Source organism: Ginsengibacter sp. (genome assembly GCF_057362405.1).
This window is the reverse complement of record NZ_JBMQQG010000053.1, coordinates 24,296-46,590: the sequence shown is the minus strand read 5'-3', so window position 1 is coordinate 46,590 and position 22,295 is coordinate 24,296. Positions and strand designations below refer to the sequence as shown.

Below are 22,295 nucleotides of genomic sequence, written 5' to 3'. Positions count from 1 at the left end.
TATAACTCTTTAATATATTATTGAATTGTTATTCTTATACCGGCTTGTGGAATAAGCATGTTGGTTTTTGAGCTGTTCTGCTGGAATGAAACATTTCCGCTTCCATCAATGTATGGATCGGTAAGATAGTTGGTATAAGACCCTATCAGGTAGGCAACTTTCAACTCCAGCCCCAACGCATCTCTCCTGTTTAATGATATGTCGATGCCTCCGGCAGCACCTACAGCAAAGGCCCAATTCGCTTTTGATGAGTTCGAATAAGATGGGCTGTAAGTGCTGTAATAGCTAAGTTCATCTACACTCACTGTCGAGAAAAACACATTCCATCCGGCAGTAAAATCTGCAAAGGGTTTAATAAAATGCGGTTCAGAAGATTGGATTCTTGTAACAAACATTAACGAAAATATATCGCTAGTGGCACTAACCTGGAAGTCGCTGTAGTATCCGTAAGAATAACCTGAAAAATATTGATTGGCTCTTGCTTTTTCCTGAATACCTAATTCAATTCCAAATTTTACCGGCGTATTATAACTGGGACGGAACAAGACATTCGCACGCAATCCATAGCCGGCATCAGGGTTTACTTCTTTATAATCGTTCTGAGGTATAGATAACTGACCAACGATAGACGTAGAAAATTTTTGCGCAAAACAAAATGTATTAACCGCAGCAACAAATAATAACGTAAGTAAATATTTCATCGAAGGCTTTTAAGGTTTGAGTTTATCGGCAAAAACTTTTTTTATTTTATCCATCTTTGGTTTTATAACAAAATAGCAATACGGTTGTGAACTATGATTTTTATAGTAATCGCGGTGATAGTTTTCCGCCGGGTAAAAATTAGTTAAAGGTTCAATGGCTGTTACGATGGGCTTATCGAATGCGCCACTTTTTTCCAGTTCCTGCTTATATTTTTCGGCCTTTTCTTTTTGTTCTTCGGTATAATAAAAAATAACACTACGGTATTGCGGGCCTATATCATTGCCCTGCCTGTTTAACGTGGTAGGATCATGGGTAGCCCAGAACACTTCCAATAATTCATCATAGCTTATTATTGAAGGATCGAATTCTATTCTCAGCACCTCAGCATGCCCGGTTTGTTTACCGCAAACCTGCTCGTAGGTTGGGTTCTCAACATGTCCCCCGCTGTAGCCGCTGCTAACTTTTTCAACACCCTTCAATTGTTGAAAAACCGCTTCCGTGCACCAAAAACAACCGTTTCCAAAAGTGGCTAATTCAATATTTTTATTATCTGCCATAAAATTCGTTTACTTTATACTGGTTATTAAAACTAATTGTAATAACAAAGATAAGTTGTGCTTATTACAAATAAACCTGGTAAACCAAAACGATGAATAATACAAACGATATTTCTTATGCACTTAGATTGATGCCGGGTGATGATATGCGATTATCAATAGAAAGATTTGTTAATGAAAATAAAATTGAAGCCGGATGGATCGTTACCTGCGTGGGCAGCCTTACAACTTACTCAATCCGGTTGGCTAACCAAAAGAACCCTGTAGCCAGCGACGGTTTCTTTGAAATTATCAGTCTTTCGGGAACCGTTTCGGTCAATGGATGTCATCTTCATATAGGGATAGCTGACGATAAAGGAATAACTATTGGCGGCCATTTGTTGAAGAGATGTATTATTTATACGACTGCCGAAATAGTGTTAACTGAATCGGGTAAATATATTTTTAACAGGGAAATAGACGAGGCCACCGGTTGGAAAGAATTGCAATTGAAGCAAAGATAAATTGTGGCATTACTTTTTCTTTACTTGTTGATTTTCGTATGATTATTTTTGCTTCATATAAAAGGCTTGATTAATTAATTCATGAAATTATTTCCTTCTTCTGCTATACAGCAACTTGAGTTTGATAAAATAAAAAATTTATTGGCAGGGAATTGCAGAACCGAATACGCAAGATCCAAATCTGAAAATTTACGTATCCATACCAGGAAAGAATTTATTGAGCCTGAACTTCATCAGGCCTATGAATACAAATTATTTTTTCAAAACCACCTTCACTTCCCGGATGATGCCGTGATAAATCTTTCGAAGGAACTCAAACTGCTGGGCATCGAGGGATCTGTTCTGGCCGGCAATCAATTTTTATTAATTAAAAAATTGGCCACATCCATTCAGCAAATATTTCGCTGGTTTGATAATGACCGGCGGATTGCATTTCCTTTCCTTGCATTAGTGATTGGCGAAACTTATTTTGAAAAGACAATCGGGCAGTTGATTGATGAAGTGTTGGATGAAGATGGCAATGTAAAAGATACCGCTTCCGAAGAACTTGCTGATATAAGAATGCGTTTGTATAAAAAGAGAAATGAATTACGCCGGCTTTTTGATCGCATTGTGAGCAGGCTGAACAAACAAGGTTACCTGGCTGAAATTGAAGAAAGCTTCATGAACGGCAGGCGGGTACTCGCTGTTTTTGCTGAACAGAAGCGGATGATCAAAGGAATTCTCCACGGTGAAAGCGACAGCCGCCGCACAGCTTTTATTGAACCTGAAGAAACAACCGGGTTAAATAATGAAATATTTTCTTTGGAGAATGACGAACGCAAGGAGGTATACAAAATACTGCAAAAACTCACATCAAACATCCGTGTATACCATTCACTGCTGAGCATTTATCATACTATTCTTGGTGAATATGATTTTATACGTGCCAAAGCCAGGCTTGCCATGGAATATAATGGCAACATGCCGGCAGTGCACGACAAAGCTTTTTTAAAACTGGTTAATGCCTGTCATCCCTTGTTGTTTATTTATAACGAAAAACAACAAAAGCCAACCATTCCCGTAAATCTTACCCTGGATGATGCTAACAGAATCCTGGTTATCAGTGGCCCTAATGCAGGCGGTAAAACAGTGACCTTAAAAACAGCGGGGCTTTTGCAGATGATGTTGCAAAGTGGTTTGCTGGTTTCGTGTAGCCCTGAGAGTGAGTTTGGTATATTCCGGCAACTGATGATACACATTGGCGATACCCAAAGCCTCGAATTTGAATTGAGTACCTATTCGTCGCATTTAATGAACATGAAATATTTCATGGAGAATGCGAATGGTAAAACCTTGTTTTTTATAGATGAACTCGGGAGTGGCAGCGATCCTAATTTAGGTGGCGCCTTTGCCGAAGTCATTATGGAAGAGCTGGCAAAGAAACATGCTATTGGAATCGTTACAACGCACTATCTGAATCTAAAGGTAATGGCCAATAAGGTGCAGGGAATTATGAACGGGGCCATGGCTTTTGACGAAAAGAATCTAAAACCCCTGTACAAACTAATTGTTGGAAAGCCCGGCAGTTCCTACACTTTTTCTATTGCAGAACGAATTGGATTGCATCCTTCCCTTATTAATAAAGCAAGAAAACTGGTTGATGAAAATCATTTTAGTCTTGATAAATTATTGAACCGCACGGAACAGGATTTGCAACAGGTGCAGGCAGAAAGAAAAAATCTTGACAGGCTCCTACAAGAAAATGAAAAACTGAAGAAGGAGTTCGAACATGTCATCACCCGCGAAAAGCACCAACAACAAATTGAATTATTAAAACATCAGAATAAAATAAGTGAAGAAAAGCTGGCGTACCTGAAAGACATGGAACGAAAGCTTAAAGCGATTGTGATTGAATGGAGAAAAACAGAGGACAAAAATTCTTTGATCAAAATGATTCAGTCACTTCTTTTCAAACAAAGGGAAAAGCAGGTGGTTGAGCGGCAGCAGCAGAAAATTGATAAGAAATATATTGAAACAACAGAGCCTGTTAAAGAAGGCGATAAGGTAAAAATGATTGCTAACCGACAGGTAGGCGTTGTTACTAAAATTCGCGGTAAGAAGGCTATTGTACAGGTTGGCGTTGTACCAATAACGGTTGATGTAACAGACCTCGTAGTTGTGAAAGATAAGGTCGCTGAGAGTTTATAAAACAAAGCACCGGTTGATGTTTTGTCCGCAAAATTCATCACATTGCAGAGTTCTTAATTGCCCCGATCCTTTAGGTCGGGGTAATATGGAAGGGTTTAACGGCTTTAGCCAAATAACTAGAACACCGGATAGATTTTGGGCTAAAGCCAAAAACAAAAAATTCTTTATCCCCGGCCTAAACGATCGGGGCTATTGATTGAGACCTAAATTAAGAACCCACCCAAATAATTGTAAAACTCATATTATTATGAAAGTCGTTTGCGTGTTCATTTTTCTTTTTGGTTTAACTGTAAATTCTTTTGCGCAATCGCTAACTGGCAAATCTCTTTTTGAATTTGATACCAACAGTTCAACACGATGGAGTAGCCCTGAAAACAGAAATGGCATCAAAGGAGAAGGCGGTAAAGAAAATAATAAAGCAAAAGGACATCCGTATGATACTATTGCTGCCGGCCAGTCTTATAACTTGCTTACTATTCAATCTCCCGGAATTATTAACAGGATATGGATCACCATTAATGACCGTTCACCCAAGATGCTCCGGTCTTTAAAGATTGAAATGTTTTGGGACAATGAAACGAAACCTGCTGTGTCTGTGCCTTTCGGCGATTTCTTTGGATTGGGTTTAAGCAAAACGGTAACGTATGAAAATGCTTTATTTACAACAGGGGAAGGGCGCTCGTTTGTTTGTTTTATCCCGATGCCTTTTAAGAAAGCTGCAAAAATTGTTGTTACCAACGAATCCGATAAAACCTTACGGAACATTTTTTTTGATGTTGACTATAGTGTATTGAAAACATGGAACGACGATTATTTATATTTTCATGCTTACTGGCACAGGGATACGGCCACCACACCGTCCCAGGATTTTCAATTGCTGCCGCATATAAATGGGAAGGGTAGATTTTTAGGAGCGAGCATCGGCGTTAATGCAAATCCTTTATATGGCACCTCATGGTTTGGTGAAGGTGAAGTGAAAATGTACCTGGATGGAGACAAAGAATATCCAACGCTCAACGGAACAGGAACAGAGGATTTTATAGGTTCTGCGTGGGGACAAAGCAAATTCATCAATCAATATGCAGGATGCACGATTGCCAGTGATTCATTGCTACAATATGCATTTTACCGCTTTCATATTCCCGACCCGGTTTATTTTAAAACAGGATGTATGGTTGCTCTGCAGCAGATTGGCGGCGCTGCCACAGACAGCGTTGCCGCCTATCAAAAAAATAATGCGCCGTTAATTGTTGTGTCAACAGATAACGGAAAGCTGTACCCGCAGTATAATAAGAACTATCCGCTTCAATTAAATAATACTTCACCCAAAGGCTGGACAAATTTTTATCGCTCTGATGATGTTTGCGCCACGGCATATTTTTATTTGCATACACCGTCTGATGAATTGCCGGTGATACAACCAGTTAAACTGAGGGTTTATAATCTTAATAATAAGGAATGAAGATTGGTTGAGTGTTTTGGATTTGCGGCCAGGGATTCCTTTCAAACGACTCTTTTTTAAATGGATTGCTTCCGTATTGTTGCCGTACGGCGTTTCAACAACAAGCTTCGTGTCAGTACGCAGATTTTCAGTATCAGCACTCAGTTTATAGAATCAAGCTTTCCCATTCTGTTTTCTGAAAGGGAGATGCAATATTAGATAAGGGCTTCCCGGCTGTTTCCTTATTGATTGGTGGCTGTCTTCCTGTTGTTTTGTTGCAGGCGTGTTGCTGCGGCTAGCAACGTGGTAGCAAGAAGGTAGCAAGAGTTCCCGAACAAGAGAGCAACAAAATGTGGTTTTTACTGCGGCCTTATGCGGGTAGACGAAAATCTTATATTGCTGTGAGTATTAAAAAAATTATAGAAATAAATATTGCATACGAAATAAATTCAATCAAATGAACTGATAGATTGCGTCTAGTTTAAAAAAAATAACTGAATTATTTTCGCCCCGGGCTTTGATATTTAGCAATTCATCTACCGCGTTAAATTCGATATGAACATCGACTTGAGGTGTTTCAGTTGGATTTAGGATTTTAAGAAACTTACACCCTGTTATTGAAATTAATTTTAAATTTCTACAGAAGAAATTTTCCAATAATTCATGAACTATTTGCAGCTGAATTACACCCGGTGTTACAGGATGACCGGGAAAGTGGCCGGAATATATGATATGATCCGGGTTTAGTTTAATAGTCGTGGTAAAATTCAGATCGCAAGCTGAAGTTTCAAGCGCCAGGAATAAATCATTTAGGAGAGTCAATTTAAACGTTTTTATTATCGAGGAGTATCAGCCCTAAATTTTCCGGGATTAAATTATTGCATATCAAAATTTTGCTGATTCTTTCACCAAATACCGTGTGCTTTTTATGCGATAAAATATCAATTCCATAATTCATAGCAAAGGCTGAGTTTGTAAACCAGGTCCCGGCTATTTTTTGATAGTCGAATATTTTACTTGCTCCAAATAATATCTTCAGGTCTTCCGTTTTCTTTTCGTCACCATTAGCATATAAGACCAGGTCTATTTCTTGCGCCGATAGGTTATTCGAATCCAGAAATCCTGTAATTATAGCGTAAGGGTCCGATATCAATCCGAAGCTTTCCGCATCGGTAAGTTGTACTGAATCCTCATTGCCTTTGTCGTTTGACAATATAAGAAAAGCGGCGCCCCCTGTAACATGAATGTCTTTGGCCTTTAATCTTTCTTTCATGTTATATATGATGTCTTCTTCTTCATCTGTCCCTCCTACCAGTACATGTTGATCACCATTTTTGATGCACAACATTCCATCAATTAATGCCTGTTCAAACGACAGACTATTTTGAGTGTGGGTCATATTATAGCCGTGGTTTTTTAATAACAGGGATACCTGGCTGGCGATGGTATTGTGAGTTGAAACAATAAAAGCGGTAGGCGACAAAGGACCTCCATTAGCACAGATTATCTTGTCTAAAAAATTCCTGGTATGTACCGGACAGCCCATGCTTGTTCCTACAATAATTGCATCTGGTTGGGCCAGGCCTGCCTGCCTAAGACAATCAATTGAACAGGCAATAGCCATCCTTAATGCCTCGCTCATCCTTCGCCTCTCCATAGCTGGTATGAATGCTCCGTAATCAGGGGTTATTAGTTCGGATGTTAACTTTAGCTCCGCGAGTTCCAATGAAAATCCTTTGTTGCGGAATGTCGGTTGATGCGATATGGTTGATGAAGCTGTAATGTACATTTAATGAGCTTTACCAAAGATTAAGCAAGTGCAGTTTCCCCCGAAGCCAAACGAGTTTGAGAGTACATATTCAACTTGCACACCGGATTGAAAAGTTGTTTCAGGTTCCATTCCTGTTTCCTTCATAGGAGTTGAAAAATTCAAATTGGGAAGTATTGCTTGTGACTGTATAGATTGTACGCAATACACGGCCTCAATAGCGCCTGCTGCAGCCAATGTGTGCCCGGTAAAGCCTTTAGTGGAGCTAAAAGGTGGTATGTTTTTACTGAACACATTCTTTATAGCTATTGATTCTGATAAGTCATTATTTCCGGTTCCGGTACCGTGTGCATTGATATAGCTTATTTTTTCTGAGGTTATATTCGCTTTGTTCAATGCATTTATCATGGCCAGGTAGGCACCTTTGCCATCCGCTGAACTCGCCGTTTGATGAAATGCATCCGTAGCGTTATTCCAGCCTGACAATAAACAGAGTGGGGTGTTGGCAGTGATAGCAATACTTTGCTCATTTTCAAGAACCAAAAATCCTGCACCTTCACCCAGGTTTAATCCCTTCCTTGATTCGTCGAATGGCTTGCATATATCAGGGTCATAAATATTCAGGGAACTGAAGCCTTTTATATCGTATAGTGCGAGTGGATCGCAGCCGCCAACTATTACCCTGTCGAGTTTATTTCCTTCAATGAGGCGAGCACCTTGCATAATTGCATTTGCACCCGATGAACACGCGGTGGAGATGGTTCCGATATATCCTGATATACCTAATTCAACAGCAACCCTTTCGGTAGTTCTTCCGTTGTCATGTGTCATCAGTTTATATGTGTTTGATGACTCATTCTTTTGAGATTCGAAATAATATTTCTCTGTTCTGTCTAAACCACCTACAGATGTTGAGGAAATTAGTCCTGTACGAATTTTGTCCTGGATTCTGTTGTTCCCCCACGCCTCCGTCGCAGCAAGAAGGGAGAGAAGAGTTGTGCGTGAAAAATCTTCATGAGGCAGACCGAGCATTTGAATAATTTCCTCATCAGTTAATTTCACCTCGCCAAGCATCAAGTTATAAACACACGATTTGGCAATACCGGTTATCCCAGCCTTTAAGGAACGAAGATTTTCTTCAGCGTCTAAACCTATAGCACTCACAACACCAATACCTGTAACAAATATTTTCACGTGTTCTTAGCGTTTTCTTCCTGTATATATTCTGCCATTGAGTTAATTGAGGCAAGCACTTTCTTGCCAACTGCTTCATCCAGGACTTTTACACCATGATATTTTTCCATTAGCACAACTAGTTCCAAGGCATCAATGGAATCCAGCCCCAAACCATCTCCAAACAAAGGAGCGGCATCATCAATATCTTCCGGCTTAATCTCCTGGAGATTTAATTCTTCGATGATCTGTTTTTTGAGTGTATCCTTTAAGTCCTGAATATTCGACATATATTTTATTTAATAATAGTTGGTCTTTTAAATCTTACGCTCCAACCACTTTTATTTCACATTCAAGCAGCTCCTTTCCGTTTGCATAGGTTTCACCTTTCAATAAAAACATATTATCGAACTGGGCCAGCAAGGTAACGGTGGTAAGTATGGTTTCGTTGATTCCTGGCAGATCATACAATTTTAATTTTGAAATTCCGCCGATAAATCCCTCAATCGCTTTTTTTCCGGCAAACATTTTTGTTACTGCCAAACCTGCCGAGCTACTTTGCGCAATATTTTCAATAAGCGCAAATTCCCGGAGTACTCCATTTTCAACAAAGATATTATCAGGTAAAACCCGGAAGTCCGTTTTAAATGTTTCAGCGTTTGCTTCCAGTAGGTTATCAATCATAATGAAAGGGGCACGCTGCGGAATGTAAGATGCTATTGTCTCTTTGCTTTTTATCATTAAGAATAAATTCCACCGTTAATATTAATAACTTCTCCCGTAATATAGGCAGATTTTTCTGAGGCGAGGAAACTTACTAGGTGAGCTACTTCCACAGGTTCTCCAACCCTTCCAGCCGGAATCACTTTGATATATTCTTTCATGTCGATGTTTTCAATCATTGCTGTGTTAATAAAGCCAGGCGCTACTGCATTTACGGTAATATTCATTTTGGCAACTTCCTGGGCAAGTGCTTTAGTCGCTCCAATTATACCAGCTTTGGCAGTTGAATAGTTGGTTTGCCCGGGCACTCCTCTCAAACCGGAAATTGACGATATATTGATAATCCGACCTGTCTTTTTATTCATCATTTGCCGTATAATATTTTGGGTAACGTTAAACATACCTTTTAACGCGACGGCAATAACATCATCCCAATTGCTTTCCGGCATCCACATAAACAAACCGTCTCGCGTGATACCGGCATTATTAACAAGGACTCTAATAAATTTTGCGGGATTGTTTTTCTGCCACTCTCCAATTACCTTATCAACGGCAGGTTTATCCTCAACTTTGAATTTCAGAAGTTCGCCACTTCCCCCTTCGCTGCAAATTTTATCAAGTGTTTCCTGCGCTGCATTAGCATCGGAAGAATAATTAATTAGAATGTGCAGATGGTGATCTATAGAAAGTTGCAGAGCGATTGCCCTTCCTATTCCTTTAGAAGCCCCTGTGATTAAAGCACAAGTCACGGCTCTGTTTTATTTTTTCGTTTACGCCCCATTCTGCTGGCTGCTATTATTCCCCAGACAGATCCGCCTGTAAGAATAGCTCCTAAAATGATGGAGCCTGCTGTTGCGTCTCCAAAGCCGCCAAATATCAGGCAAATGCCGGCACATAAAGGAAAAAGCAGAAGAATAATTAACAATACTGCCAGTGCAGCTGATCCACCCTCTGCAGCCAACCTGTGTTTTAGTAGTTTCATCATCCTTGTCCTTTTCTTTTCCAGCCCAAAAGCTTTCTTTTCAGCTTTTAATTGTTCCCTTGCTTCATTTTTTGAGAGAGTAGACGATGTCATCGCTTCTTTGTCAGGGATTGTAAAGACCGCAAAAACTGCCACATTACCAGATGATCCATCAGCCAAAGCCTGTCCATAATTTCTCTCATAGGGTGGCTCTATAGCTTCATCATCGGGATCTGCCGCGCTATTATCTGGAAAAATTGCCTGGTCGATTGTTCTCACGGTATGGGCTATTGGAGAATTTGGATAATCGCTCGAAATTCTGTTTCCAAACACTACCATCATTACAAAAGACGAGAGTGCGATACCCATGTAAGCTGATCTGCGCCTGTTCACAACAATGGGGATGGCTATTGTACTTCGCTTAGGCAGGAACGGCACTGATAAAAAACCAATAACACTAATGGTGCTAAACACAAAAACGGTGGTGTTTGAAAATTCATAGCCCAATTCTTTTGAATTATTTCCGGCAAAAATTCCCAAAGCCATTAGGATCAATTGCAATACAGTAATAAGGACCTGTGCTCTTTTAGGATTGGATTTTGCCCACCGGGTTATTTTTATTCCCGTTGAACTGTTGCGACGGACAGCACCCATGATCACCAGCGCCATCAATGATGTAATCAAGTAAGTAAGACCATCACTTACTAATATTGTACAAGCAATAATTGCAAGAACCAAAATGGCAAAATGTATTGTACTCTTTTTCATGGTAGAGAAATTAGTTATGACCTTGTTAATGGATAGGTTTAATTGGCAGGATTTATCAGGTAGTTTTATCGGGGTAAACGCTATTGATAGTTAAATTAATTATTTTAAATGATATTTTCTACTTCTGAATCAAATTGTTTTTAAACGATTCATCATTTAAAACATCTTTTAAATGCTTACGGCAAATAATTTGACATGCTAAATCAATATCTTCCGAAATACTATTGGAAGCACTGCGGCTTAAAGCAGCTAACGCAACTCCCAAGCAAAGTTGATCCTTATATCCAGTTGAAAGGTGTAGTAGTCGTTCAAGATTGGATTCATCGTTTCCCCCAACATAACCACATGCTATACCTGCTCCCCGCCATAGATCAGCATGCCGTGATGGGTGAAGAGGCCGTATTAGCTGCACGAGTTCATTCACTTCGCCCCTGCTTATATACCATAAGCGCCTGCCAAGTCCCTGGTCAAACCCCGGTAATTCATGCCCTTTAATTCCTTCCGGTATCATTTGCATTTTTACAGTCTTTCTCTGTTTAAAGAGACCATTGTAGTAGCCAATTCCGTCAAAAACCATTCGGCTCATCACGGGGTACAGGGATTCGAGGTAAGGCCCCGGCAGGATTTCAGCTTTAGCAAATGCCCAGCCAAGGCCAATGTCCATGTGAAAGGTGTGTGCCTTTGCGGACCGTTCATAAAACCTCTTCCAGTTATCTAATGCTCTCCCGCTATGCAATTCCGGCAGAGCCATTTCCATAGAAGCACTTTCATATGCGACGGATCGAAACACGGGAGGTTCGGCATCAAGAAAAGCAATCAAATTTTCTAATTCACGATGCTTCTGCATATACGCCTGCACAGCCAGGAAAACTTTTTGAATGTATTCCATATTGACCGAAACTTTATTGTGCAAATTCATCTTGTGGGGTGTTAACGTTTTTCAACCACATTTTGGCAATATCAGTCCTGATGGATTCAACAACAGGTAACGCATTTTGACTCTCTGATTTTTGGAGTAGTTCAACTTTCCCGTCGTCAATTTTCATATCATAAGGATCCACTTTCATATCGGATGGTGTATCATGCACCCATGCACTCACGAGGCGGAATATCTCTGCCGAAATTTGTTCTAATATTTTCAAATTAGATTCAACCTTTGAAATCAGTTCGCCAGGTTTGTATAAGAGGCCCAGCTCAGTATGGAATTTATGAAGACAGTTTAGATCAAATACATTCAGCTGATGGTTGGCACATGGCTTAACATCATACTGCGCCCATGCACGAAACATCTCTTGCATACGTTCGTTTATTTTTGAAAATCTGCGGCCAATACCGGCATTAGAAGATGAGTATTGTTTTAAAAAATCAATATCGGTATATCCATTATTTATAAAAATCACATTGGGAATAGCCCAGTACGATGCCCAATCCCAAATTATTTTCATTAACATGATTTGGGTTTTGCCGAAAACGCCATACATATTCTTGTACAGGTTGATCCATCCTTTGAGCAGTTCTTTATGCGCCAGGTCATAGATCATAGTCCGCAATGCCGTGTCTTCACCATTAACATCCGAGAGAACCAGTTCGGTGATCCAGCTATTGCCCATTGCAATAAAATCTATCCCCGGAGAATAGAGCGGATCCATAAACGCACCTGCTTCTCCTGTCAGCGCCCATTTGTCACCAGAATAAAATTGTTTGGTATCGTAGGCAAAATGTTTCATGACTTTGAAATCCATGAGCTTTTCTTTATGCTCATCCAACATTTTTGCGGCAAGTGGCTCACGCTTTTCCAGCCACTTCATTGCTTTTTCAAAAGTGGCAAAGTCATGAAACGGATGATATCTCGGATCTGCTACAATTCCTACACTGGTTTTTCCTGCAACTAATGGAATTATCCAAACCCAATAGCCATTTCCAATAAGATGATTAGTAGCTAATCGTCTGCGACCAGGATCAGCAAAATTTCGCCACGCAAGATTATCAGACCATTCGTCAATGTCAATGGCAGCGTCTAGCCGAAACCACGCTGAATTAATTTCATGGTTAATTTCTTTTTTAAGATCCAATTTTCTTTTTAGTAAGCCGTTCCTACCTGTCGAATCAACTATCCACCTGCTTTCGGTGTTGTATTCGATATTTTCTTTTTTGAACCGGGTTTTATGTCCCCGCTTTGATAATTCCACATCCGTTACTCTTGCTCCCAAAATAATTTCGACTCCGCAGTTCATTAATCTGCGCACCAGCTCATTTTCCAACAGGCCCCTGTCAATTTGATGAGAAGGATATGGATTAGGAATTCTTGATCCTACTTCCACACGCCTTGCTATGTCAGCGTTTTGCTCTGGGCTAAAGAAAAAGCGAAAGCCGAACTTGGGTAACTGCTGTTCACTTAAATATTCTTTGAGATTAAGTACTTCTCTCAAATATGAAGATCCCAGTTCGCTTAAAGATTCTCCTACTTTATGCGTTGCAACCGGGGCATTATTACTTCGTTTTTCTAATACTATTATCGAAATGTCTGGATTAGCTTGCTTCAATTGTAAAGCAAGTGTCAAACCCGCAAGACCACCCCCGGCAATTAACACATCGTATTTTACCCTTATATCCATCAACTCACTGAGTTTATAACAAATTTTATAGTGATCTATTCCGAAGTTAGAATTAATTTTTTGAGGGTGAACAAATCTGTCAAATGGATTATACTTTTTGTATCGTTGTTAGGGCTATCTGAATTACCACTATAAAGTAATTGGTTTTTTAATTCATGCCAGGATCAAAATATTCTCTCATTTATATGAAGTAGAAATTAGAAGTGATTATTTATTCTTCCATGTATTCACACTAACGGAATCGCTAATCGAAAAACTCATCAGGTCTTGCCCCATAACTACAGGGCCTGCATAATTCGATTTTGTTCTTTGCATTATCTCCTGCTCATTATGTCCATAAAGTTTTACGATATGTGAGTAAGCAGCAAGTTTCGGTTTTACTTCATTAAAAATTTTAGCGGCCTGTTCGGGAGTTGTATGGTGAGCCAATATATTATACCTGGGATCTGATTTACTTAATGTGTCGGGAGCAATTACAACTTCGTGTATGAGCAAATCAGTTCCCTTTGCAAATTTTATTAAGTTCTCAGAATATCTTGTATCGCCGGATAAAACAACGGCATGCCCCTTGTATTCTACGCGATATCCATAAGCGGGCACAACCGGAAAATGATCCACGAGAAATGCAATTACTTTAACCCCGTTATTTTCGTACACGGGTCCTTCCTTATTTTCGGTTACCAGTAATTTGCTTCCTTCTTCAGGGCACTTGTCGTCTTTCATTCTTATTTCAATATCGTAAGCGTAGGCTTTCCGCACATAGGTAACCATATCTTCAGTGCCCTGCGGTCCATATACTTTAAGTGGTGTCGCACGTCTTGTTATGATCCATCCCGTGAGCCAGAGATCCGGAAGCCCCACGATATGATCGGAATGAAGATGCGTTAGAAAGAGGGCCGTTAATTTATCATAAACCACATCTAGTTGACGTAATCTTTGTAAACAACCACGACCAGCATCAAACAACAAAGTTTCATTACCAGCCTGCACGAGGATACTGGGGCCAAACCTTTCCATAAGTGGTTGTGGAGTGCCGGTACCAAGCAACGTAACTTTTATTACGGGTGTACTAACGGACGAGCTGTCTTTATTTCCATTGACTTGTGCAAACGATCCGACGACAAACAACAAGAGAGATGCCGTCAACAAAATTTTTGATATTATTTTTTTTGATGGATACAACCTCATTACAATCTGCATGATGGAATTTCGTTGTGGGGGCTAAGAGGTGTCGTGAATGAAATTACAATTGCGTAGCAAAAGTATAGTTTAGTTTTTTCAAAGTCCCGGATATTTATTTTACTATTGTGGGATTGCTCCTCCTTATCAAAGGGTAATGTCAATAAGAAATTTCAATCAGCGCTTTGAAAGTTTTTTCATCTGTTAAATGATTCACGATATAATCAGCAAGATCGGCACGGGAAATTTTTGAAGGATGGCGTAATTGTTCATTGATGGAGGTTCTGTATTTGCCCGTGTACCTAGTATCTCTTAACCACGGCGGACGAATGACTGTCCAGTTCAAATCAGTTTCCTGCAGCATCTTCTCCATAATCAGCATGTCAGCATAACTGTGTTTGAATAAACGCTGTAAAATATATTTTGCAACAAATTTCGTCATGTAAGAACTCTTGGGCGGAACAATAACCGCACCTGCGGAAAGACAAATGATGCGATGTACATTTTCTTTTTGCATTGCTGTAATGATGTTGCTCACACCCTGGGAATATATGGTTGTTGGCTTCCTGTATCGAATACCCAAACAGGAAACCACCGCGTCTTTTTCTTTAATCGCATTTTGAAAAGTGCCAGGTTGAAATACGTCGCCTTTAATTATTTCCAAATTCTCGTGGCAGATGGTAACTGCCCGAGGATTTCTCGCAACAGCTATAACCCCGTACCCCGCCTGTAATGCCTGCTCGACAACAAATTTACCTGTGCCACCTGTGGCGCCGAATACAATTATTTTTTTCATGCATGTGCATTTTGGATGTTCCTGAGTCTGTGTAAGTAAATGTTGGAGACACCAAGTATTATCAGGAAAATAACGGGTTCTAATGATCTTAAAAAAGTGTCGCCGCTGCTGTAATGCGCCACGCAGGCCGAAATAAATGTAATGCCAAAACCGGCATAGGCCCACTCTTTGATCCTCGTGGAAAACCGGGGAACAAGTAAAACGATTAGTCCGAGTATTTTAAAGACCGTGAGTTCAATTCTTATGTAGTTTGGAAGCCCGAGACGTTCGTAATCGGGCGTAAACATTTTGTATATACTAAAAATCATAACCAATGTAATGATTGCTGTTGCGGCCTGGTAGATTGCTTTGTCTTTTTTCATTTCTTTTTACGTTAGATGTTTGATTCTTTAGTTCTCCATTTTCGTGTAGATGCCCCTGTCAATGGTGATGTTTAGTCTTTCCAGCATCTCCGGCATATTAAAGTCTTGTGTTTTATATTCTTCCTGTACAGCATCTTTTGCTTTTTTCAAGACATCTTCATTTTGCCAGGTGGCAATGGTTACACAAATAAGGTTTCCATCTTCGCCGGTTCGTTCATATGCCGCGTCTTCTATAAATCCGTCAAGTGTTTTGATGAAGCTTCTGTTGATGTTCATTCTTTCCAGGAATTCCTGTTTTGCTTTTGCAGGAACCAGGAATTTGTCAATAAGGATCTGTTTCATGATGTTTGAATTTTTTTATTGTTGGTTTGAAATATTTCAATTCGTCGGTGGAGTTTTTTTTCAACCGGGCAAGTAAATGCAATACGCATAGATGCACAATAATTGGAGTGGAAAGAAAAATCCGTACTTCACGCAATCTATTTTTGCATATGTTTTTCACCAGCTGGCTATATGCGTTTTAATGATTAATAAGAAGGGCACTATTTAACTGAATTTAAAAACACTCAACACAAAAATTATAGTGAACAATGTTATCTGAGTAATGTGAAACCGGTTAAGGTTCAACTTCACGTTTAAAAGTTTCGTCTCAATATTTTCTTCCGGTTTTTCGCGTGATAAAAGTTTTCTCAATTTTGTGCCTTGTCTTCTTCCAATGGCTAACCCGTTGAGGATAATAAATATTACCAAACCAAATTTTATCCTAAACCAAATCTGTTCGCCAAATGCACCGTTAGTAATTGCCATCATAGTAACTCCTGAAAGGATCAACAGTATAATTCCAATTCCAAAAAATTTTGGAAATTTTGCCATAGCGGTGTTAATCGCTATCGCCCTTGGTTTATCGTTTGCATATTGTTTCCAGAATTGTTTTGTGGTTACAAAGTCTGCCAATGTTATTCCCGCCATCATGGTAAACCCGATAATATGTGTTACGAGGGCGAGGTGATAAAAATTTAGTGTTGTCATTTAGGAAGGAATTTATATTCGTTATCGAAGTATTTATTGCAAATATAAAACGGAAACGTAGTAAAAAACAAATTTTCGAAGTAAAATTTTTATATTTGATACGAAAGCGAAATAAAATAGCATGAATACAACCGTGATCCTGGTAAATGAATGGGCGGCTTTTGAGAAAGAACATCCAGACGCAAACATTGAAGATTTTTGCAGGCACTATCTGGCCAGTCAACGCCACCAGGAAGTGAAAGGCCCGCTGGTAGGCGGCGTTATACCGACGATCAATGATGGACTCTTGCTGAAAATTATAGGCAGGATCAGTAAGCTGAATATGAATTATGCCAATCTCGCTCTTAAAGGCACCGGCTTAAATCAAATTGAAGAATTTGGAATATTGCTCACCATTAAGCAGGAAAAGCATCCAAAGAAAACCGAAGTAATCTATGCTAACCTTTATGAACTCTCCAGCGGAACCGATATGCTGACCCGCATGAAAAAGAGAGGGCTAATTAAAGAATATAATGATAAAGAAGACAAACGTGCGAAAAGACTTGAACTTACGGCTAAGGGAGAAAAAATTGCCGAAGCTTGTAAAATAAAAATTTTAAAAAATGCCACAATGATGATGAATGATTTAACTGAAGATGATAAACAACTCTGCATTCAGCTATTGAAAAATGTGGAGGTTAAATTTTCCGCTTTGTGGCAAAAACATAAAGGCAGAGACTTTGAAGAAATTTATAAGGAAATAGTGGGAGAGAAGAAGGATGAACAACTAAAGGCTTTGTATTGAATTAAACGGTTGTATTATTTTTTGGGATTGATGTGAAGACGAAACAATTTTTGCAACAGGGATGAGTTTCGCCAGTTTAATTGTGAGAACTAACGGTGGAGTCACCAACGAAGTGATCATGGAAAAGTAACAGTCGCGTTGGACTCATTCAAAGTCCTTTTTATTTAATGCGTCTATCCGCCTGACCTTATCCGTAAAGACTGCCCGGCTTTCCAACAAACCTGATTTTTGTAACTTGCGACATGCGTTATATTATATGTGGGCTCTTAATTGTTTTGATTCATAAAACATCTTTTGCACAAATTGTAAATATCGAAAGCCAGCGAATACAGAGTGATACAACGGGATGGCTCGGCAATATCGGCACCAGTTTTCTTTTTGAAAAAAATGCAGTGCAGGTACTTAACATCGGCGCTACGGCACATGTTGAATATAAATCGAAGAAGAGCCTTTACTTATTTTTGGTTAATTATAATTTTCTAAAAGGTGATGGCCAAACGTTAAATAACAGTTTCTTCTACCACCTTCGTTACAATTATAAATTGAACAACTGGTTGCGTTGGGAAGTGTTTACGCAGTTGCAGCAAAATAGAATTAATGGAATAGAATTGCGCTTTCTTGCCGGAACGGGACCACGTTTTAAAGTGGCCGGTAACAAAAAGGTTTCGCTCTATGCCGCCACAGCAGCCATGTATGAATACGAAAAAGAACAGACAGTGCCTGTAGTTTATCACCGGGAATTGCGCAGCAGCAGCTACGTTTCGTTGACTTATGACCCGGTTAAAAATGCCGAAATAATAGGAACCGTTTTCTACCAGCCGCTGTACAGCAATTTCGGCGATTACCGGCTCTTAAATGAGATCAGCATAAAATTAAAATTTGTAAAGCATCTTTCCTTTAATGCAAGTTGGTACTATTTATTCGACAGTAAGCCTGCGGCAACTATTCCCAAACTGAATTATAGCATTAGCAATGGGATTACATATGATTTTTAGCTTTACCTGTTTGATGCGACGATATCGAACATATCTGCGAAAAGATTTTTTTTCTGCATCACTTTTGTAGCCCAGTTCAAGTTGCTACTTTCCGTCTTCATCCTTTTTCAAATGAATATTGAATCCCGGCGCTTTATAATCCTTTGGGAGATAATCGGATGGAATAGTAGTTGTGTTCCCATCTCTTGCTGAAGTGTAATGAGGCGACATAATTTCAATTCCACTTTCGTTACAAATATCCTGGATGTTCTGGTGAAGGTTAGAATAGATGGTGGCTTGCTTACCCGGTTCCCGCGTGTAGGCATTTACCTGGTAAGAAACATAAAAATCATCAAGACTTGTTTGTAATACAAACGGTTTGGGTTCTTGCAAAACCAGGTCAGTTTTTAACGCCGCATCTATTAACGCCTGGTGCATTTCTCTCCAGGGAACATCATAGCCAATTGTAACCGTTGTATAAATGATTAACCCTTTATCCGGGGCGTCGCTGCTGTAATTAATAGTATGGCTACTCATAACAGTTGAGTTAGGAATAGATATAATCTCGTTCTTAATAGTTCTCACTCTTGTAACTAACAACGATTTTTCTATAACATCGCCGGTTACTTCACCAATCTTTACCCTGTCGCCAATTTTAAACAGGCGCATATAAGTAAGTATTAGACCAGCGATAATATTTGACAGTGAACCTGCGGAACCGAAAGTGAATAAGAAGCCCAGGAATACCGACACACCACGGAAAACGGGTGAATCACTGCCGGGTAAATAGGGGAATATAACGATGATCATAAACGCAAATACCAGTATCCGCACAATCTGGTAAGTGGGGTTGGCCCAATCAGGATAGAAACCTGGTATTTTTAATTTCTCCTTTTCAATTTCTGTTTTTAAAAAATGAATTCCTTTTAAGATATACCGAAAAATGAATATGATAACAATAATAGTAATTAGGCTGGGAAGATAATTCCATAACCCGGATGCAATTTTTGTAACCGGGTTAATAATGTATCCAATTAAAGTGCTGGCAAAGTTTTTAGTCCATGGAAAGATTCCAAAGAGGATGGGCAACGCTATATAAATAGCCAGGAATATTATAAACCATTTCAATATTGTATTGGCTGATAATAATATTTTCACTTGCCGCCTGGCATCGAACAGTGTATAATCTTTTACCTTGATGCCCTTAATTCTCTTGTTTTCCTGTTGCCGTATTTTTATTGCGCTCCAGTGAAAGAACCTGCTGATATATTTTATGAGGACAATAATAATGACAAGTACAAGAAGGGCCAACCCGATATCAATTAGTATTGTTTTGAAGCTTGTTGCCGCTTTATATTTCATAACGGCATCACTAATGGTCTTCTGATACTTTTTAGCGAGTTCTTCTCTTGATGTGTTATTCCATAATGCGTCGTTTTCGGAAACGCTCATGATAGTGCGGTCGCGGAAATCAATATCCGCAGTTGATTCTGATGAAATCACTAATAATGAATCCGGTTTAAAATTTAGGTCAGCGGCTAACCGGTGTATCCTTTCGCTTAACGCTTCAGCCCTGTCTTCGGCCGTAAAACTTCCTGAGCGATTGTATATTAAAAATAAAGTGTCTTTAAAAAAACCTATCACGGGATACCCTTTGGCTGTATGCCTTAGTGAATCTATTTGGGCTTTTTTTTGTGCTGTGCGTACAGAGTCCCTGTCATTGATGTTCTGAAGTTGTTGTTGCAGCTCCTGTTTTTTTAAATTGTCGTTATTTTTTAATGAATTGAGCTGAACCTGCAATTCCGCTCTTTTTGCTGAATCTTCTTTGCGCTGCTCTTCAATGACAGCAATCTTTTTATTATAATCACTCAGAATAGCGGCGTTAATGGAATCATTTTTCCTGTCAATGCTGTCTTGCTGACCCATCACTGTTTGAGAAGCAGCGATTAAGAATATCCCTACAATTATGATCCTGGCTCTGTTCATATGTATTACCTCAATTCAAACCTATAAAATAATATACGTCCTTTTAATTTTATTATTCTCAATTTGATAAATCGATATGCCATCTACTTTGCTTTTCCCAATGCCAGTTATCGTTTCCTTATCAATGATCGTATTGCCATGGACAATTCTATCTTTTATTTCGCAATGCAAATTGGGAGCACTGCTGAAAACAGCAGTATATGCTTTTCGCATGGCATCTTTTCCTTTTCCAATAAGTTTATCCGGAAACTGGTACAATTCTGCATCGTCCGCATAAGGCGCTAAAAATGCGTCTATGCTCCTGGCGTTATAGCCGTTTAATTGTTGTTGCACTAACATTACGGGGGTGGTGCTGATAAGTGTATCCGGGTTAATAACATGTCCGTTCTTAATCACCAGATCTATTTTAGTAATGTTCGGTAAACTATCAATTGGGTTTGCGTTTAATAAAACCAAATCGGCTTTTTTACCAATCGCAATGCTTCCGTAATCGTTGTCCTTGTTTAGTATTTTTTGCCCGTTAATGGTAGCTGATTGAACAATTTGCCAATTGGTTAAACCACTCGCTTTCATAGCCTGCAGCTCGTCATAAAAAGAGGTGGCGTGCTGTGTTCCTATATTTCCTGCATCAGTTCCGGCCGCAATTGTTACGCCGCCATCGATCATTTTTTTGAGATTCGCCATTCGTATAGAATCATCACGATGCCATTTATTTTTAAAATCCGGTGACCTTAACCTGTTTTTATATAAGCCTAAAATGGTCGTATCGGGTAAATGTTTCACGTCTTCAATTGATCCTACCTGTTCGGGATTTGAGTTTATTAAATCATAAGTAGAGTAATCCATTGTTTGCCCAAATGTTTTAAAATAACCATCTTCCACAATCAACGTCGGGCAGTCAATTACTTTTTTTGATTTTAATAATTTAATAAAATCATCGTTTACAATTTCGTCTTCCACACCATGAACAAGGTAATCACATCCATTTTCAACCGCAAGCTGCGCAGTTACTCTTTCGGTTGCGTGTACGGCTACTTTTAAATTATGTTTGTGTGCTTCGTCAATAATTGCTTTTGCAATCGGCGCAAACCTTCGTGCACTTGCTTCAACGCTGTCTTTATTTTGACTAACTATGTACCATATCTTAATAAAATCAGGACGGTAGGGCAATTCCTGTTGTACACCTTTTATTCCGTCTTCGGCTGTTTTAACTAAAATAAAAGGTTCATTATCTTTTAAATTTTTAAAGGCATCCGGCTCGTAAGATGTGAGCAACGGACCCGTCATATATATTGATGGAGCATAATTTTTATTTTTAAAAGAATCTCTTTGCTGAAGGAAGCTGTAAGTGCTCCCTACATCAATAACCGAGGTTATTCCGCATTGTAAATAGCGACGTAAAAAATCTTCCATGTTATTATGCACCCATGCTATTTCCTTATCGTAAGGCTTATCTTTTGTAAGATTGATTCCGTCCGGTCTGGTGTATAAACCGCCACTTTGAAAGAAATGAACATGTGCATCTGTCATTCCGGGCATCAAAAATTTCCCGGTTCCATCTATGGTTGTGGCATCAGCGGGAATTTTTATTTTTTTTGAAGACTGGATATTGGTAACGATATCATCTTTTATCATCACCGTTTGATCCGGGATCAATTTTTGTTTTACAACATCAATTACCGTGACATGGGTAATATAGGTTTGAGAAGTTGTTGAGAAAGAGATACCGACTGCAATAATTAAAAGTAAAAATTTGCCTTTCATGATGCAATAATTTTTGCAAT

Annotated in this window: 23 protein-coding genes; 5 read left to right on the top strand and 18 right to left on the bottom strand. The window is 39.2% G+C overall.

The window, feature by feature from the left end:
* Positions 1–17: 17 nt before the first annotated feature.
* Both ACO1O5_RS04550 and msrA read right to left on the bottom strand, forming a co-directional pair.
* Positions 18–701, bottom strand: a complete 684-nt coding sequence (locus ACO1O5_RS04550) for a hypothetical protein (RefSeq protein ID WP_486268655.1) — start codon at positions 699–701, stop codon at positions 18–20.
* Positions 702–710: 9 nt separating this feature from the next.
* A complete protein-coding gene (gene msrA / locus ACO1O5_RS04545) occupies positions 711–1,259 on the bottom strand; it encodes a peptide-methionine (S)-S-oxide reductase MsrA (RefSeq protein ID WP_486268654.1) in 549 nt (182 codons plus the stop codon).
* A 92-nt stretch (positions 1,260–1,351) separates the two neighbouring features.
* On the opposite strand from msrA, the gene ACO1O5_RS04540 reads away from it, so the two are divergent.
* From ACO1O5_RS04540 to ACO1O5_RS04530, 3 genes are all read left to right on the top strand, one after another.
* The gene (locus tag ACO1O5_RS04540) at positions 1,352–1,762 is read left to right on the top strand and encodes a PPC domain-containing DNA-binding protein (protein ID WP_486268653.1); all 411 of its coding nucleotides are present in this window, start codon (positions 1,352–1,354) and stop codon (positions 1,760–1,762) included.
* A gap of 81 nt (positions 1,763–1,843) precedes the next feature.
* The gene (locus ACO1O5_RS04535; RefSeq protein ID WP_486268652.1) at positions 1,844–3,952 is read left to right on the top strand and encodes an endonuclease MutS2; all 2,109 of its coding nucleotides are present in this window, start codon (positions 1,844–1,846) and stop codon (positions 3,950–3,952) included.
* A 247-nt stretch (positions 3,953–4,199) separates the two neighbouring features.
* Entirely contained in the window at positions 4,200–5,414 is a 1,215-nt protein-coding gene (locus tag ACO1O5_RS04530; RefSeq protein ID WP_486268651.1) for a glycoside hydrolase family 172 protein, read from the top strand.
* A gap of 432 nt (positions 5,415–5,846) precedes the next feature.
* Here ACO1O5_RS04530 and ACO1O5_RS04525 read toward each other — a convergent pair whose 3' ends face one another.
* The 14 genes from ACO1O5_RS04525 to ACO1O5_RS04460 form a co-directional block, all read right to left on the bottom strand.
* A complete protein-coding gene (locus ACO1O5_RS04525; protein ID WP_486268650.1) occupies positions 5,847–6,215 on the bottom strand; it encodes an ApeI family dehydratase in 369 nt (122 codons plus the stop codon).
* A gap of 1 nt (position 6,216) precedes the next feature.
* Positions 6,217–7,182 carry a beta-ketoacyl synthase chain length factor gene (locus ACO1O5_RS04520; RefSeq protein WP_486268649.1) on the bottom strand — a complete coding sequence of 322 codons (966 nt, stop codon included), beginning with the start codon at positions 7,180–7,182 and terminating at the stop codon, positions 6,217–6,219.
* Positions 7,183–8,355: a beta-ketoacyl-[acyl-carrier-protein] synthase family protein gene (locus tag ACO1O5_RS04515; RefSeq protein WP_486268648.1), complete on the bottom strand. Its 1,173-nt coding sequence runs from the start codon at positions 8,353–8,355 to the stop codon at positions 7,183–7,185.
* The gene (locus ACO1O5_RS04510) at positions 8,352–8,624 is read right to left on the bottom strand and encodes a phosphopantetheine-binding protein (protein WP_486268647.1); all 273 of its coding nucleotides are present in this window, start codon (positions 8,622–8,624) and stop codon (positions 8,352–8,354) included. Before ACO1O5_RS04510 ends, ACO1O5_RS04515 begins: the two co-directional genes overlap by 4 nt.
* A 34-nt stretch (positions 8,625–8,658) precedes the next feature.
* A complete protein-coding gene (locus ACO1O5_RS04505) occupies positions 8,659–9,075 on the bottom strand; it encodes a hotdog family protein (RefSeq protein WP_486268646.1) in 417 nt (138 codons plus the stop codon).
* The gene (gene flxB, locus ACO1O5_RS04500) at positions 9,075–9,806 is read right to left on the bottom strand and encodes a flexirubin biosynthesis SDR family reductase FlxB (protein WP_486268645.1); all 732 of its coding nucleotides are present in this window, start codon (positions 9,804–9,806) and stop codon (positions 9,075–9,077) included. The genes ACO1O5_RS04505 and flxB overlap by 1 nt, the downstream gene beginning before the upstream one ends.
* Positions 9,803–10,786, bottom strand: a complete 984-nt coding sequence (locus ACO1O5_RS04495) for a hypothetical protein (RefSeq protein ID WP_486268644.1) — start codon at positions 10,784–10,786, stop codon at positions 9,803–9,805. The genes flxB and ACO1O5_RS04495 overlap by 4 nt, the downstream gene beginning before the upstream one ends.
* A 118-nt stretch (positions 10,787–10,904) precedes the next feature.
* Positions 10,905–11,675, bottom strand: coding sequence for a DUF1702 family protein (locus tag ACO1O5_RS04490; protein ID WP_486268643.1), 771 nt, complete (start codon positions 11,673–11,675; stop codon positions 10,905–10,907).
* Positions 11,676–11,688: 13 nt separating this feature from the next.
* The gene (locus ACO1O5_RS04485) at positions 11,689–13,401 is read right to left on the bottom strand and encodes an NAD(P)/FAD-dependent oxidoreductase (protein WP_486268642.1); all 1,713 of its coding nucleotides are present in this window, start codon (positions 13,399–13,401) and stop codon (positions 11,689–11,691) included.
* Between the two features lie 207 nt (positions 13,402–13,608).
* Positions 13,609–14,601: an MBL fold metallo-hydrolase gene (locus ACO1O5_RS04480; RefSeq protein ID WP_486268641.1), complete on the bottom strand. Its 993-nt coding sequence runs from the start codon at positions 14,599–14,601 to the stop codon at positions 13,609–13,611.
* 139 nt (positions 14,602–14,740) lie between these two features.
* Complete coding sequence (locus ACO1O5_RS04475) at positions 14,741–15,376, bottom strand: NAD(P)-dependent oxidoreductase (protein ID WP_486268640.1); 636 nt, start codon at positions 15,374–15,376, stop codon at positions 14,741–14,743.
* The gene (locus tag ACO1O5_RS04470) at positions 15,373–15,738 is read right to left on the bottom strand and encodes a DoxX family protein (RefSeq protein ID WP_486268639.1); all 366 of its coding nucleotides are present in this window, start codon (positions 15,736–15,738) and stop codon (positions 15,373–15,375) included. The genes ACO1O5_RS04475 and ACO1O5_RS04470 overlap by 4 nt, the downstream gene beginning before the upstream one ends.
* Before the next feature lie 27 nt (positions 15,739–15,765).
* Positions 15,766–16,080, bottom strand: a complete 315-nt coding sequence (locus tag ACO1O5_RS04465; RefSeq protein WP_486268638.1) for a hypothetical protein — start codon at positions 16,078–16,080, stop codon at positions 15,766–15,768.
* Between the two features lie 204 nt (positions 16,081–16,284).
* Positions 16,285–16,767 carry a DUF2269 family protein gene (locus ACO1O5_RS04460; protein ID WP_486268637.1) on the bottom strand — a complete coding sequence of 161 codons (483 nt, stop codon included), beginning with the start codon at positions 16,765–16,767 and terminating at the stop codon, positions 16,285–16,287.
* A gap of 121 nt (positions 16,768–16,888) precedes the next feature.
* Between ACO1O5_RS04460 and ACO1O5_RS04455 the strand changes: the two genes are divergently transcribed.
* Both ACO1O5_RS04455 and ACO1O5_RS04450 read left to right on the top strand, forming a co-directional pair.
* Complete coding sequence (locus ACO1O5_RS04455) at positions 16,889–17,551, top strand: MarR family winged helix-turn-helix transcriptional regulator (RefSeq protein WP_486268636.1); 663 nt, start codon at positions 16,889–16,891, stop codon at positions 17,549–17,551.
* A gap of 242 nt (positions 17,552–17,793) precedes the next feature.
* Positions 17,794–18,546, top strand: a complete 753-nt coding sequence (locus tag ACO1O5_RS04450; RefSeq protein ID WP_486268635.1) for a DUF481 domain-containing protein — start codon at positions 17,794–17,796, stop codon at positions 18,544–18,546.
* A gap of 84 nt (positions 18,547–18,630) precedes the next feature.
* Here the strand turns inward: ACO1O5_RS04450 and ACO1O5_RS04445 are convergent, their stop codons facing one another.
* Positions 18,631–20,511: a mechanosensitive ion channel family protein gene (locus ACO1O5_RS04445; RefSeq protein ID WP_486268634.1), complete on the bottom strand. Its 1,881-nt coding sequence runs from the start codon at positions 20,509–20,511 to the stop codon at positions 18,631–18,633.
* A 21-nt stretch (positions 20,512–20,532) separates the two neighbouring features.
* Entirely contained in the window at positions 20,533–22,275 is a 1,743-nt protein-coding gene (locus tag ACO1O5_RS04440; RefSeq protein ID WP_486268633.1) for an amidohydrolase family protein, read from the bottom strand.
* Between the last annotated feature and the right edge of the window lie 20 nt (positions 22,276–22,295).